12 protein-coding genes are annotated in these 13,273 nt (G+C 72.4%); 4 read left to right on the top strand and 8 right to left on the bottom strand.

The window, feature by feature from the left end:
* Positions 1 to 54: 54 nt before the first annotated feature.
* A complete protein-coding gene (locus ACF073_RS02305) occupies positions 55 to 750 on the top strand; it encodes a PH domain-containing protein (protein ID WP_392066070.1) in 696 nt (231 codons plus the stop codon).
* Between the two features lie 512 nt (positions 751 to 1,262).
* Here the strand turns inward: ACF073_RS02305 and ACF073_RS02300 are convergent.
* The 3 genes from ACF073_RS02300 to ACF073_RS02290 all read right to left on the bottom strand — a co-directional run bounded on the left by ACF073_RS02300 (position 1,263) and on the right by ACF073_RS02290 (position 4,424).
* The gene (locus ACF073_RS02300; RefSeq protein WP_392066068.1) at positions 1,263 to 2,894 is read right to left on the bottom strand and encodes a phospho-sugar mutase; all 1,632 of its coding nucleotides are present in this window, start codon (positions 2,892 to 2,894) and stop codon (positions 1,263 to 1,265) included.
* A 133-nt stretch (positions 2,895 to 3,027) separates the two neighbouring features.
* Positions 3,028 to 3,852 (bottom strand): purine-nucleoside phosphorylase, encoded by an 825-nt coding sequence (locus ACF073_RS02295; RefSeq protein ID WP_392066066.1) that lies wholly within the window; start codon positions 3,850 to 3,852, stop codon positions 3,028 to 3,030.
* Between the two features lie 134 nt (positions 3,853 to 3,986).
* Positions 3,987 to 4,424: a gamma-glutamylcyclotransferase gene (locus tag ACF073_RS02290; RefSeq protein WP_392066064.1), complete on the bottom strand. Its 438-nt coding sequence runs from the start codon at positions 4,422 to 4,424 to the stop codon at positions 3,987 to 3,989.
* 97 nt (positions 4,425 to 4,521) lie between these two features.
* Between ACF073_RS02290 and ACF073_RS02285 the strand changes: the two genes are divergently transcribed.
* Together ACF073_RS02285 and ACF073_RS02280 are read left to right on the top strand one after the other, a co-directional pair.
* Positions 4,522 to 5,970, top strand: a complete 1,449-nt coding sequence (locus ACF073_RS02285) for an NAD(P)H-quinone dehydrogenase (protein WP_392066062.1) — start codon at positions 4,522 to 4,524, stop codon at positions 5,968 to 5,970.
* Positions 5,971 to 6,159: 189 nt separating this feature from the next.
* Positions 6,160 to 7,068, top strand: coding sequence for a DeoR/GlpR family DNA-binding transcription regulator (locus ACF073_RS02280; protein WP_392066863.1), 909 nt, complete (start codon positions 6,160 to 6,162; stop codon positions 7,066 to 7,068).
* Between the two features lie 688 nt (positions 7,069 to 7,756).
* On the opposite strand, the gene ACF073_RS02275 is transcribed toward ACF073_RS02280, so the two are convergent.
* Positions 7,757 to 9,529, bottom strand: coding sequence for an acetyl/propionyl/methylcrotonyl-CoA carboxylase subunit alpha (locus ACF073_RS02275; RefSeq protein WP_392066060.1), 1,773 nt, complete (start codon positions 9,527 to 9,529; stop codon positions 7,757 to 7,759).
* A 363-nt stretch (positions 9,530 to 9,892) separates the two neighbouring features.
* Here ACF073_RS02275 and ACF073_RS02270 point away from each other — a divergent pair, with 363 nt between their 5' ends.
* Entirely contained in the window at positions 9,893 to 10,489 is a 597-nt protein-coding gene (locus tag ACF073_RS02270; protein ID WP_392066058.1) for a hypothetical protein, read from the top strand.
* Here ACF073_RS02270 and ACF073_RS02265 read toward each other — a convergent pair.
* The 4 genes from ACF073_RS02265 to ACF073_RS02250 form a co-directional block, all read right to left on the bottom strand.
* A complete protein-coding gene (locus ACF073_RS02265) occupies positions 10,461 to 11,078 on the bottom strand; it encodes a Maf family protein (protein ID WP_392066056.1) in 618 nt (205 codons plus the stop codon). The genes ACF073_RS02270 and ACF073_RS02265 overlap by 29 nt on opposite strands.
* A 32-nt stretch (positions 11,079 to 11,110) precedes the next feature.
* On the bottom strand, positions 11,111 to 11,239 hold the full coding sequence (mmpB, locus tag ACF073_RS02260; protein ID WP_392066054.1) for a morphogenic membrane protein MmpB: 129 nt from the start codon (positions 11,237 to 11,239) through the stop codon (positions 11,111 to 11,113).
* A gap of 83 nt (positions 11,240 to 11,322) precedes the next feature.
* Positions 11,323 to 11,532 carry an acyl-CoA carboxylase epsilon subunit gene (locus tag ACF073_RS02255; protein ID WP_392066052.1) on the bottom strand — a complete coding sequence of 70 codons (210 nt, stop codon included), beginning with the start codon at positions 11,530 to 11,532 and terminating at the stop codon, positions 11,323 to 11,325.
* 24 nt (positions 11,533 to 11,556) lie between these two features.
* Positions 11,557 to 13,179 (bottom strand): acyl-CoA carboxylase subunit beta, encoded by a 1,623-nt coding sequence (locus tag ACF073_RS02250; RefSeq protein WP_392066050.1) that lies wholly within the window; start codon positions 13,177 to 13,179, stop codon positions 11,557 to 11,559.
* Between the last annotated feature and the right edge of the window lie 94 nt (positions 13,180 to 13,273).

Genomic DNA, 13,273 nt, shown 5'->3' with positions numbered 1-13,273 from the left:
GCCGGTTCCCGGGCGCGCGGTCGCGCGGCGCGGGGCGTCGGGCAGAATCGGCCCATGACCACCCCGGACCACCCGTCACCCGCGTCCCCGCCTCCGGCACCCGCCGCCAAGGACCGGATCTACCGCTCGCCCCTGGGGCTGACGGGCGGCGTGCTGCTGCTCGCGCTCATCCTCTGGCTGGGTTTCGACGCGATGTTCAAGGGCCACGGCCGGACCCCGTGGCTGGCGCTCGCCGGGCTGATCCTGGCCGTGCCGCTGATCTCCGCCTTCACGCTCCGCCCGGCGGTCTTCGCCGGCGCGGAGCGGCTGCGCGTCCGCAACCCCTTCCGGGTGATCACCGTGCCCTGGGGCGAGGTCGGCGAGCTGCGCTCCGGCTACTCCAACGAGGTCGTCGTCGCCTCCGGCGCCAAGTACCAGCTGTGGGCCGTCCCGGTCTCGCTGCGGGGCCGCAAGAAGGCGGTCCGCCGGCAGCAGCGGGCGGCGGCGGAAGCGGCCCGCGGGGTGACGCCGGGGGGCCGGGGCGGCGGCCTCGGCGGGTTCGGCGGCCTCGGCGGTCTGCGCGGTCCGGAGACCGGGCCGACGCGGGCCGCGACCGACAAGGTCATGGACGACCTGCGGGACCTGCGGGAGCAACACGCGGGCGACGGGCCGGCCCAGGGCGAGGTCACCGTGCGCTGGGCCTACGAGGTGATCGCGCCCGCGGTGGCCGGGGCGGTGCTGCTGGCGATCCTGCTGGCTACGAACGGCTGAGTCCGGGACCGGCCGGCGAGCGGGTGCGTTCGCCGGCCGGCCCCGCCCAGCGCGCCGGGCCTCCCACGGGGGACACCCGGCGCCGCTCGTCGGGGGGCCTGCTCATGGACGAGCCGCGCTCGGCCCGTGCCCCCCTCGCCGAGCAGGGACACCCCGGGCGCCGTCGTCGGACACGGCGCCACGGAAGCGCTGTGCGGCAGCCCCAGGAACCCGCGCGCCGCGGACTGCGCGAACGGCCGCTCCGGACAGGCGCGTCCGAACGGCCGCTCCGGGCAGGCGCGTCCGGCGCCGGCCGCAGCGCCGCCGCCGGGACGACCCGGTGGCGCCACGGCAAGGCGCCCCGCCGGGCAAGGCCGGCGGGGCGCCAGGGGCGGACGTTTCCCGGGGGGCGGGAGAACATCCGTACCCGTGTTCCAGGGTGGTACGGAGGCGACGGCGGAGGGCGGCCGGGGAGCATGCGGCGGCCCGGCGCCCGGCGCCCGGTGGACGCGCCCGGCGTCCGGCGAACGGGCTCAGATGCCGGCAGCCGCCGACAGGTCCCGCTTGACCGCCGCCAGCAGCTCGTCCGCGCGGGCGCGCGCTGCCGGCAGCCCGGCGTGCTCGGCGACCGGCACGACGACCTCCAGATAGCACTTCAGCTTCGGCTCGGTGCCGCTCGGGCGGACGATGACCCGGGCGCCGTCGAGGGTGTAGCGCAGGCCGTCGGTCGGCGGCAGCCGGTCCGTGCCCCGCGTCAGGTCCTCGGCCCGGGTGATCGCCAGGCCGGCCAGCTCGGTCGGCGGCTGCTCGCGCAGGCGGCGCATCGCGTCCGCGATCAGCGAGAGGTCCTGGACGCGCACCGACAGCTGGTCGGTGGCGTGCAGGCCGTGCTCCACGGCGAGGTCGTCGAGCAGGTCGAGAAGGGTACGGCCCGCCTCCTTCAGCCCCGATGCCAGCTCGGTGATCAGCAGCGCCGCGGTGATGCCGTCCTTGTCCCGCACGCCCTCCGGGTCCACGCAGTAGCCGAGGGCCTCCTCGTAGCCGTAGCGCAGGCCGTCGACACGGGCGATCCACTTGAAGCCGGTCAGGGTCTCCTCGTACGGCAGACCCGCCGCTTCGGCGATCCGGCCCAGCAGCGAGGAGGACACGATCGACTCCGCGAAGGTGCCCCGGGCGCCGCGCCGGACCAGGTGGGCGGCGAGCAGGGCGCCGACCTCGTCGCCGCGCAGCATGCGCCAGTCGCCGCCGTCCTTGACGGCCACCGCGCAGCGGTCCGCGTCCGGGTCGTTGGCGATGATCAGGTCCGGGTCGCTCGCGCGGGCCCGCGCGAACGCCAGGTCCATCGCGCCCGGCTCCTCCGGGTTGGGGAAGGCGACCGTCGGGAAGTCCGGGTCGGGCTCGGCCTGCTCGGCGACGAGCACCGGCTCGGGGAAGCCGGCGCGGGCGAACGCGGCCAGCAGGACGTCCTTTCCGACGCCGTGCATCGCCGTGTAGACCGTGCGGGCGGTGCGCGGCGAGCCGGCGTCCAGGACGGCGTCCGTACGGGCCAGATAGGCGTCCAGGACCGACTCGTCGAGGATCTCCCAGCCGGCCTCCGGACGCGGTACGTCGTCCAGGGAGACGATCGCGTCGATCTCGGCGGCGATCCCCGCGTCGGCGGGCGGCACGATCTGGGAGCCGTCGCCGAGGTAGACCTTGTAGCCGTTGTCCCGGGGCGGGTTGTGGCTCGCGGTGACCTCCACGCCGGCGACCGCGCCCAGGTGCCGTATGGCGAAGGCCAGCACGGGGGTGGGCAGCGGGCGCGGCAGGACGGCGGCGCGCAGGCCGGCGCCGGTCATCACGGCGGCGGTGTCCCGGGCGAAGTCGGCGGACTTGTGCCGGGCGTCGTAGCCGACGACGACGAGCCCGCCGTCCTGGCCGTTCTTCTTCAGGTACGCGGCGAGGCCCGCGGCGGCGCGGATCACGACGCTGCGGTTCATCCGCATCGGACCGGCCCCGAGTTCGCCGCGCAGACCGGCGGTGCCGAACTGGAGGGTGCCGCTGAAGCGGGCCGACAGCTCCTCGACGTCACCGGCGTCGATCAGCTTCGCCAGCTCGTCGCGGGTCTCCTGGTCCGGGTCCTCGGCGAGCCAGGACGTGGCCCGGGCGATGAGATCGTCGTGCACCTTGGGATCAACCTCTCCTGTGTCTACCGTCTTGCCCGCCGGCCCGCCCGGCCCGGGCGGGCCGGACGGCGCGGAAGCGGGGCCGCGCCGCCACCGGCGGCGGCGCCCCGCCCAGCGTCCTGGGGATACCCGCCTAGATGCGGCCGAGCACCTGCGTCAGCAGCTGGCCCATCCGGGCCGCCGAGTCACGGCCGGCCTGGAGGACCTCCTCGTGGTTGAGGGGCTCGCCGGTCATGCCCGCGGCCAGGTTGGTGACCAGGGAGATGCCCAGCACCTCGGCGCCGGCCTCACGGGCGGCGATGGCCTCCAGGACCGTGGACATGCCGACCAGGTCGGCGCCGATGACACGGGCCATGCGGATCTCGGCCGGGGTCTCGTAGTGCGGGCCGGGGAACTGCGCGTAGACGCCCTCCTCCAGGGAGGGGTCGATCTCCTTGCACAGGGCGCGCAGGCGCGGCGAGTACAGGTCCGTCAGGTCGACGAAGTTGGCGCCGACGATCGGGGAGGTCGCCGTGAGGTTGATGTGGTCGCTGATCAGCACCGGCTGGCCGGGGCGCATGCCCTCGCGCAGGCCGCCGCAGCCGTTGGTGAGGACCACGGTCTTGCAGCCGGCGGCGACGGCGGTGCGCACGCCGTGCGACACGGCGGCGACGCCACGGCCCTCGTAGTAGTGCGTACGGCCCAGGAAGACCAGGGCGCGCTTGTCACCGAAGGAGTACGAGCGGACCTTGCCGCCGTGCCCCTCGACGGCCGGCGGCGGGAAGCCCGGCAGCTCGGTGACCTGGAACTCGGCGTCGGGTGCGCCCAGGGCGTCGACGGCCGGAGCCCAGCCGGAGCCCATCACGAGGGCGACGTCGTGGGTCTCGGCGCCGGTCAGTTCGCGCAGGCGCGCGGCGGCGGCGTCGGCGGCGGCGTACGGGTCGCCCTGGATGTCGTCCGGAAGAAGAGATGCGTTCACGCCGATGAGGGTAACCGCTCTTCGCCTACGCGCGTAGATGACAGAGCCAACGGGTTTGCCTCCGGGGTCTTGTGGTTTCCCACGAACCGGGGGTTCGGCAGGGGGAAAACCGCAGGAAGCGGGGGTGGACCGGCTCAGCAGGGGCGCTTGCGGAGTTCCATCACATAGTCGTGCGGGGCCCCCGCTGACTCCGCCGCGTCGGCGATCTCGCCCAGATAGCGCGCCGACGGCAGCCCGCCCTCGTAGGTGTTGAGGACGTACGTCCAGGCCGACTCCTCGCCGTCCAGGGTGTGCACGCGCACGCGTACCCGCCGGTAGATGTCCAGACCCACGCTCTCCCACCGGTCGAGCGCCTCCTCGTCCATGGGCGCGATGTCGTAGAGGCCGACGAAGACCGAGGCCAGCGGGTCCTCGACGAGCGTCGCCAGCGCGCCCTCCCAGCCCAGCTGCTCGCCGCCGAAGGTCAGCCGCCAGCCGTTCAGCCAGCCGGTGGCGCGCAGCGGGGAGTGGGGGGCGCGGCGGGACATCAGCCGCGCGTCGAGGTTGCCGGCGTACGCGGCATAGAGCGACATGCACAGAGGGTACGGCAGCCGCCCCACACGCCTCGGACGCCCCAGGGGTGACCCCGGTGGCGCCCCCGGGCAGTGGCACGTTGAAGCGTGCGGGACAATGGAGTACGTGACTCGGATCGTGATCATCGGTGGCGGACCCGGCGGATACGAGGCGGCCCTGGTGGCCGCCCAGCTCGGCGCGGAGGTGACCGTCGTCGACTGCGACGGTCTGGGCGGAGCGTCGGTACTGACCGACTGCGTGCCGTCGAAGACTCTTATCGCTACGGCCGAGGTGATGACCACCTTCGACTCCTCGTACGAGGAGCTGGGGATCATCGTCGCGGACGACACCCCTCCGCTGGAGCAGACGGCCCGGGTGGTCGGGGTGGACCTCGGCAAGGTCAACCGGCGGGTGAAGCGCCTCGCGCTCGCCCAGTCCCACGACATCACGGCGTCCGTGACGCGGGCCGGCGCCCGCGTCATGCGCGGACGCGGCCGGCTGGACGGCATGCAGTCCCTCGACGGCTCCCGCAAGGTCGTCGTCACCGCGGCGGACGGCACCGAGGAGACCCTCACCGCCGACGCCGTCCTCATCGCCACCGGCGGTCATCCGCGCGAGCTGCCCGACGCCCAGCCCGACGGCGAGCGCATCCTCAACTGGACGCAGGTCTACGACCTCACCGAGCTGCCGGAAGAGCTGATCGTGGTCGGCTCGGGCGTGACCGGCGCCGAGTTCGCCGGCGCCTACCAGGCCCTCGGCTCCAAGGTCACGCTGGTCTCCTCGCGCGACCGGGTGCTGCCCGGCGAGGACCCGGACGCCGCCGCCGTCCTGGAGGACGTCTTCCGGCGCCGCGGCATGAACGTCATGGCCCGCTCCCGCGCGCAGTCCGCCAAGCGCGTGGGCGACCGGGTCGAGGTGACGCTGGCCGACGGCCGGGTCATCACCGGCACGCACTGCCTGATGGCCGTCGGCGCCATCCCGAACAGCGCGGGCCTCGGCCTGGAGGACGCCGGCGTCAAGCTGCGCGAGTCGGGTCACATCTGGACCGACAAGGTCTCGCGCACGACCGCCCCGGGCGTGTACGCGGCCGGTGACGTGACCGGTGTCTTCGCCCTCGCGTCCGTGGCCGCCATGCAGGGCCGTATCGCGATGTACCACTTCCTCGGCGACGCGGTGGCCCCGCTGAACCTGAAGACGGTCTCCTCCAACGTCTTCACCGACCCCGAGATCGCGACCGTCGGCTACACGCAGGCGGACGTGGACGCGGGCAAGATCGACGCACGGGTCGTCAAGCTGCCCCTGCTGCGCAACCCGCGCGCCAAGATGCAGGGCATCCGGGACGGCTTCGTGAAGATCTTCTCCCGTCCCGGCACCGGGATCGTCGTCGGCGGTGTGGTGGTGGCCCCCCGCGCCTCGGAACTGATCCACCCCATCTCGATCGCCGTCGACAACAATCTGACAGTCGAACAGATCGCGAACGCGTTCACGGTGTACCCCTCCCTTTCGGGGTCGATCGCGGAGGTCGCCCGGCAGCTGCACACCCGCAAGGCGAGCGCGGAGGGCTGAGACCTGCGGCAACTTCCCGCTGGTCACGGGGAGTTGCGGCGTGTGCGGGCGGCATAGTCGGGGCGCGGAGGTCCTATACCATCTGCCGCCCTGCCATGCGAACAACTTCTGTTATTCGGCGCAAACTGCTGAAAGCAGACGGTCGCTGGGGTTACTGTCAGTTTCGTGTTCGCTGCTGAACGTCGCCAATTGATCCTCGAAATGGTGCGAGCGAACGGTGCCGTGTCGCTCCGTGAGCTCGCCCGCGTCGTCCAGACCTCCGAAGTGACCGTACGGCGGGACGTGCGCGCACTGGAGGCAGAAGGACTCCTCGACCGCCGGCACGGCGGTGCGGTACTGCCGGGCGGGTTCACGCGAGAGTCCGGCTTTCCGCAGAAGTCCCATCTCGCGACCGCGGAGAAGACGGCCATCGCCGACCTCGCCGCGGGCCTCGTCGAAGAAGGCGAGGCCATCGTGGTCGGCGCCGGTACGACCACGCAGGAGCTGGCCCGCCGGCTCGCCCGCGTGCCGGGCCTGACGGTCGTCACCAACTCCCTCCTGGTGGCGCAGGCGTTGGCCCACGCCAACCGGGTGGAGGTCGTGATGACCGGAGGCACCCTGCGCGGCTCCAACTACGCCCTGGTCGGCTCCGGCGCCGAACAGTCCTTGCAGGGCCTGCGGGTGTCCAAGGCGTTCCTGTCCGGAAGCGGTCTGACCGCCGAACGCGGGCTCTCCACCTCCAACATGCTCTCGGCCTCCGTCGACCGGGCGCTGGTCCAGGCCGCGGCGGAGGTCGTGGTCCTCGCCGACCACACCAAGCTCGGCACGGACACCATGTTCCAGACGGTGCCCACGGACCTCATCACCCGGCTGGTCACCGACGAGCCGCCGGCCCACGACGACCGAGCCGTCACGGAGCTGCAGGCGCTCGCCGACCAGGGGGTGCAGATCGCCGTCACCGGGGCGACCGGGAACCCGGGGGGTGAACAGGTCCCGGCGGGCCGCCGCGCTCCGCTGCCGGGACCGCGACGGGGGCATGTGGCGCTCCGCTCGGGCGGAGGGCTCGGGGAGCCCACGGCAGCCGACCGGGGGCGGGTAGCCGACCTGCGGCGGCGGTAGGGCCCGCCGCCGACGCATCGCCTGCGGTGCGCCACGGCAGGGACGACCGCCGCGGCGCGAAGGCGACCGCCGGAGCCGAGTCCGGGCGCCCGCCCGGCCGGCGGCCCCCAGGGGCTGTTCCTGGGAAGAGGTGCCTGGGGAGGTTGGTTCCTGCCTGGGTTCCTGGGGCGGTTGGTTCCTGCCTGGGGTTCCTGGGGCGGTTGCCTGGGGTGGTTCCCGGGAGTGGTCCCAGGGGCGGTTCTGAGTGGTCCCTGAGCGGTCTCTGGGGCGAGTCCCTGCGCTTGGTCCCTGAAGCGGCCCCGAGGGGCCGGCCGGCAGTCTCTCGTCGTGCTTCCGGGTACGGGTGGTTCGTCGCGGATCCGGGTGGTGGTTCCGTGTGCTGGTTCCTCGTCGCGGGCGGTCACCGCTGTGTGGTCGCCGCTGTGGGATCGCTGCTGTGGATCCCCGCGGTTCCCGGCTGTGAGTTCCCCGCCGTGAGTTCTCCGCTGTGAGTTCCCCGCCCGTGGGGAAACGGGCCGGCGGGTGGCCGGGGCGCCGGTGAATCGTTCCGTCGGCTCGCGCGGTCCCGGTGAACGGATTTCCGGGCCGCGGGGCGGTGTGCGGCCGTACGGGAAGGCGTGCCGGGAGAACGCCGCGCCCGGCGGACCGTGGCGGTCCGCCGGGCGCGTGCGCGTGTGTGCCGTCCGGGTCAGTCCTTGATCTCGCAGATCGGGGCGCCCGAGGTGATGGACGCGCCGACCTCGGCGGTCAGGCCCTTGATCGTGCCCGCCTTGTGGGCGTTCAGGGGCTGCTCCATCTTCATGGCCTCCAGGACGACGATCAGCTCGCCCTCCTTGACCTCCTGGCCCTCCTCGACCGCGATCTTCACGATCGTGCCCTGCATCGGCGAGGCGAGGGTGTCGCCGGAGGCGACCGGGCCCGACTTCTTCGCCGCCCGGCGCTTGGGCTTGGCACCGGCCGCCAGACCCGTACGGGCCAGGCTCATGCCCAGCGACGAGGGCAGCGAGACCTCAAGGCGCTTGCCGCCGACCTCGACGACGACCGTCTCGCGGCCCAGGTCTTCCTCCGCCTCGGCGTCGGCCGGGGCGGCGAAGGGCTTGATCTCGTTGACGAACTCGGTCTCGATCCAGCGGGTGTGGACCGTGAAAGGCTCCTCGGAGCCGGTCAGCTCCGGGGCGAACGCCGGGTCCGTGACGACCGCGCGGTGGAACGGGATCGCGGTGGCCATGCCCTCGACCTGGAACTCCTCCAGGGCGCGGGAGGCCCGCTCCAGGGCCTCCTTGCGGGTACGGCCGGTCACGATCAGCTTGGCGAGCAGGGAGTCCCAGGCCGGGCCGATGACCGAGCCCGACTCCACACCCGCGTCCAGGCGGACGCCGGGGCCGGACGGCGGGGCGAACCGGGTGACCGTGCCGGGGGCCGGGAGGAAGTTGCGGCCCGGGTCCTCGCCGTTGATACGGAACTCGAACGAGTGACCGCGCAGCTCCGGGTCGCCGTAACCCAGTTCCTCGCCGTCGGCGATACGGAACATCTCGCGGACCAGGTCGACGCCGGCGACCTCCTCGGTCACCGGGTGCTCGACCTGGAGGCGGGTGTTGACCTCCAGGAAGGAGATCGTGCCGTCCTGGCCGACCAGGAACTCACAGGTGCCCGCACCCTCGTAGCTGGCCTCCTTCAGGATGGCCTTCGACGCCCGGTACAGCTCCGCGACCTGCTCGTCCGACAGGAACGGCGCGGGAGCCTCCTCGACGAGCTTCTGGTGACGGCGCTGCAGCGAGCAGTCACGGGTGGAGACCACGACCACGTTGCCGTGCTTGTCCGCCAGGCACTGCGTCTCCACGTGCCGCGGACGGTCCAGGTAGCGCTCCACGAAGCACTCGCCGCGGCCGAAGGCGGCCACCGCCTCACGGACGGCGGACTCGTACAGCTCGGGGACCTCTTCGAGGGTGCGGGCGACCTTCAGGCCGCGTCCGCCACCGCCGAAGGCGGCCTTGATCGCGATGGGCAGGCCGTGCTCCCGGGCGAAGGCCACGACCTCGTCGGCCCCGGAGACCGGGTCGGAGGTGCCGGCCACCAGGGGGGCGCCGGCGCGCTGGGCGATGTGCCGGGCGGCGACCTTGTCACCCAGATCGCGGATGGCCTGCGGCGGGGGACCGATCCAGTTCAGGCCCGCGTCCAGGACCGCCTGCGCGAATTCGGCGTTCTCCGAGAGGAAGCCGTATCCGGGGTGGACGGCGTCAGCACCGGACTCACGAGCCGCGTTCAGGACCTTCTCGATGTCCAGATAGCTGGTGGCCGGGGTGTCACCGCCCAGGGCGAACGCCTCATCCGCGGCGCGGACATGCAGAGCGTCCCGGTCCGGGTCCGCGTAGACGGCCACGCTCGCGATCCCGGCATCCCGGCAGGCCCGGGCCACGCGGACAGCGATTTCGCCACGGTTGGCGATGAGCACCTTGCGCACGATTGAGGCTCCCTCCTTGAAACAAGCCGAGTTTAGGGACTGCCGACACGACACTTCGACCCGTCCCCAGTGGTGAGCTTGCCCACACGGAGCGTGATACGAGGCCCGCTCGACCCGCGAAAGTCCTTGTCGCACCTCGGTACGCAGGACTCCTTCGGAAAACCCTAGCCCTGTCATGTGGTCAAGGTCTCTGTGAAGGCGTGCCGCGCCCCACTCTGTTTCTTTGTCGAGTCCCTACGAATGGCCCAATGATTCTTTGCTGCTGCCCGAACCCTTGTCCCTGGGTTTACCCGTTAGTAGCGTTCGCGCTGTCTCGAACGTACCTGAGGTAACAGGCTGCTGGCTTGAGAGTGGGTGGGACCGGTGGTGCGCAGACCGGTGGCATGGGTCGTGGCGGTCGTCCTCCTGGCGGAGGCCGTCCTCATCGCCGCGCTGAACTGGTTCCTCGGCGTGGTCGTCGACCGGCAGGACATGTCCCTGGCGGGTCTCGACCCGTCCACGATGGCGATGTCCTCGAAGATCGGCGGCATCGTCTTCGGCGGCTATTTCGCCCTGTGCGCCCTGGTGGCCGCGCTCGTCGCGATACGCGACCGGGCCCCGGCCGGCTTCGGGCGTGTCCTGCTGATCAGCGCGGCCGTGGTGCACGGCCTGCTCGGCGCGTTCGCCTGGGGCCTGGTCGGCTGGACGGCGTTCGCGTCCATGGTGGTCGTACTCGGGCTGATCGTGCTGCTCCTGATGACGTACGACCGTGCGGGCGGCCCGGAGAGCGCCGCGTCCGGCGGTGCGCCGGGGCAGGGCGCCGGACCCGCCGCACGGGCGGAGCCGGGCGCGGCGGCCGCGGCGGTCCCGGCCGGCGCGGGTGCGCCGGCGGGCCGCGCCGACGAGCCGCAGGACGGGGACGAGGGGCCGCAGGACGCCGCCCCCGCCGGTGTCACCGCTCCGGCGACCACAACTCCGTGATACCCACGCCCAGTTCCGCGAGGAGCCTGCGGACCAGCGGCAGGCTGATGCCGATCACATTGCCGTGGTCGCCGTCGATGCCCTCGATGAACGGCGCCGAACGGCCGTCCAGGGTGAAGGCCCCGGCGACGTGGAGGGGCTCGCCGGAGGCCACGTAGGCGGCGATCTCGGCGTCGCTCGGCTCGCCGAACCGGACCACCGTGGACGCGGTCGCCGACACGTACCGCTTGGCCTGCGTGTCCCAGACGCAGTGACCCGTCTGGAGTACCCCGGCCCGCCCGCGCATGGACTTCCAGCGGGCGGTGGCCTCCTCGGCGTCGGCCGGCTTGCCGAGCGCCTGCCCGTCCAGCTCCAGCACCGAGTCGCAGCCGATCACCAGGGCGCCCTGCACCTCCGGCCGCGCCGCCACGACCGACGCCTTCGCCTCGGCCAGGGCGAGCGCCAGCTCCGCCGGGGTGGGGGCGGTGACGGCGTCCTCGTCGACGCCGCTCACGATCACCTCCGGAGCGAGTCCGGCCTGGCGGAGCAGGCCCAGCCGGGCGGGGGACTGGGACGCGAGCACGAGCCGCCTGGGGCGCTTTGCAGTCATGCCGTCAGGTTAGTCACGGCGTGCCGCCCGGTTCACCTCAGGCCGGTGACGATCATGATCAGGACCATGGCGAGAGCCATGAGGAGACCGAGCCGCCGCAGCATCCTCTGCATGTCGCGCAGTTCTTTCGGCGGCTCGTTCTCCGGGTCTGACCACAGCATTCCCCCAGCGTGCGGCCTGGGGGGTGCCGGGTGCCTGAGTATTCGTACTCAACTTGCGGGGCGGGCGGCGGCGCCCCCGGCGGCTAGCCCGGCCAGTAGGTGCGGGTCCACGCCGCAGGGCCCGGCCCGGGCAGGCGGGCCGCCGCGATCCGCGACGGGTCGGACCACGCGTCCCTCGGGCCCTGAGCGCCGGACGGCACCGTCGCCGCCGCCGCGGCGCGGGCGCGGACCACCGCCAGTGCGGCGGCCAGCTCCTCCGGGGTCGGGTTTCCTCGTACGACCTTGATGTTCATGAACCGCTCCCAGGGTCGGCGGGCCTAGAGGGGGATGTTGCCGTGCTTCTTCGGCGGCAGGGACTCCCGCTTGGTCCGCAGCTGGCGCAGGCCGCGGACGATGTGCGCGCGGGTGTCCGACGGCATGATCACCGCGTCGATGTAGCCGCGCTCGGCCGCGATGTAGGGGTTGAGGAGGGTGTCCTCGTACTCCCGGATCAGACGGGCGCGGGTCGCCTCGGCGCCCTCGCCGTTCGTCTCCGCCTCCGCGATGGTCCGGCGGTGCAGGATGTTGACCGCGCCCTGCGCGCCCATCACGGCGATCTGCGCGGTCGGCCAGGCGAGGTTCAGGTCCGCGCCCAGGTGCTTGGAGCCCATGACGTCGTAGGCGCCGCCGAAGGCCTTGCGGGTGATCACCGTGATCAGCGGGACGGTCGCCTCCGCGTACGCGAAGATCAGCTTGGCGCCGCGGCGGATGATGCCCGTGTGCTCCTGGTCGACGCCGGGGAGGAACCCGGGCACGTCCACGAAGGTGATCACCGGGACGTTGAAGGCGTCGCACGTGCGCACGAAGCGGGCCGCCTTCTCGCTCGCGTCGATGTCCAGGCAGCCGGCGAACTGCATCGGCTGGTTGGCGACGAGACCGACGGGGTGGCCCTCGACCCGGCCGAAGCCGGTCACGATGTTCGGTGCGAACAGCGCCTGGGTCTCGAAGAACTCGGCGTCGTCAAGGACGTGTTCGATCACCGTACGGATGTCGTACGGCTGGTTCGCGCTGTCCGGGACCAGCGTGTCCAGCTCCAGGTCCTCGGCGCTGACGGCGAGGTCCGCCTCCTCCGGGAAGACCGGGGCCTCGCTGAGGTTGTTGGACGGCAGGTACGACAGCAGCTGCTTGACGTACTCGATGGCGTCCTTCTCGTCGCCCGCCATGTGGTGCGCCACGCCGGAGGCGGCGTTGTGGGTGCGGGCGCCGCCCAGTTCCTCGAAGCCGACGTCCTCGCCGGTGACCGTCTTGATGACGTCCGGTCCGGTGATGAACATGTGCGAGGTCTGGTCGACCATGACCGTGAAGTCGGTGATCGCGGGTGAGTACACAGCGCCGCCCGCGCACGGGCCGACGACCAGGCTGATCTGCGGGATCACACCGGAGGCGTGCGTGTTGCGGCGGAAGATCTCGCCGTACGCCCCGAGGGAGGCGACGCCTTCCTGGATGCGGGCGCCGCCGGAGTCGTTGATGCCGATGACCGGGCAGCCGGTCTTCAGCGCGAAGTCCATGACCTTGACGATCTTCTGGCCGTAGACCTCGCCGAGTGCGCCGCCGAAGACCGTGAAATCCTGGGAGAAGACCGCCACGGGGCGGCCGTCGACCGTGCCGTACCCGGTGACCACGCCGTCGCCGTACGGGCGGTTCGCGTCCAGCCCGAAGTTGGTCGACCGGTGCCGGGCGAACTCGTCGAGCTCGACGAACGAGCCCTCGTCCAGGAGCAGTTCGATCCGCTCACGGGCCGTCAGCTTGCCCTTGGCGTGCTGCTTCTCGACGGCGCGCGCGGAGCCGGCGTGCGTCGCCTCGTGGATGCGACGCTGGAGATCCGCGAGTTTGCCCGCGGTCGTGTGGATGTCGATCCCTTGGGTCTCGTGGATCTCGTGACGCTCTTCCGGCTCGGACATCGGGATGCGGCTCCCTGCCTGCTCAAAAGGGGGGACGGTTACTCATCCGTAGCGTAGTGGCGGGCCCACCGATCAGCACTGCGTCGTTTACCAC

It is taken from the genome of Streptomyces sp. NPDC015171 (assembly GCF_043079545.1).
GTDB lineage: Bacteria > Actinomycetota > Actinomycetes > Streptomycetales > Streptomycetaceae > Streptomyces.
This window is presented reverse-complemented; position numbering and strand designations above follow the sequence as displayed.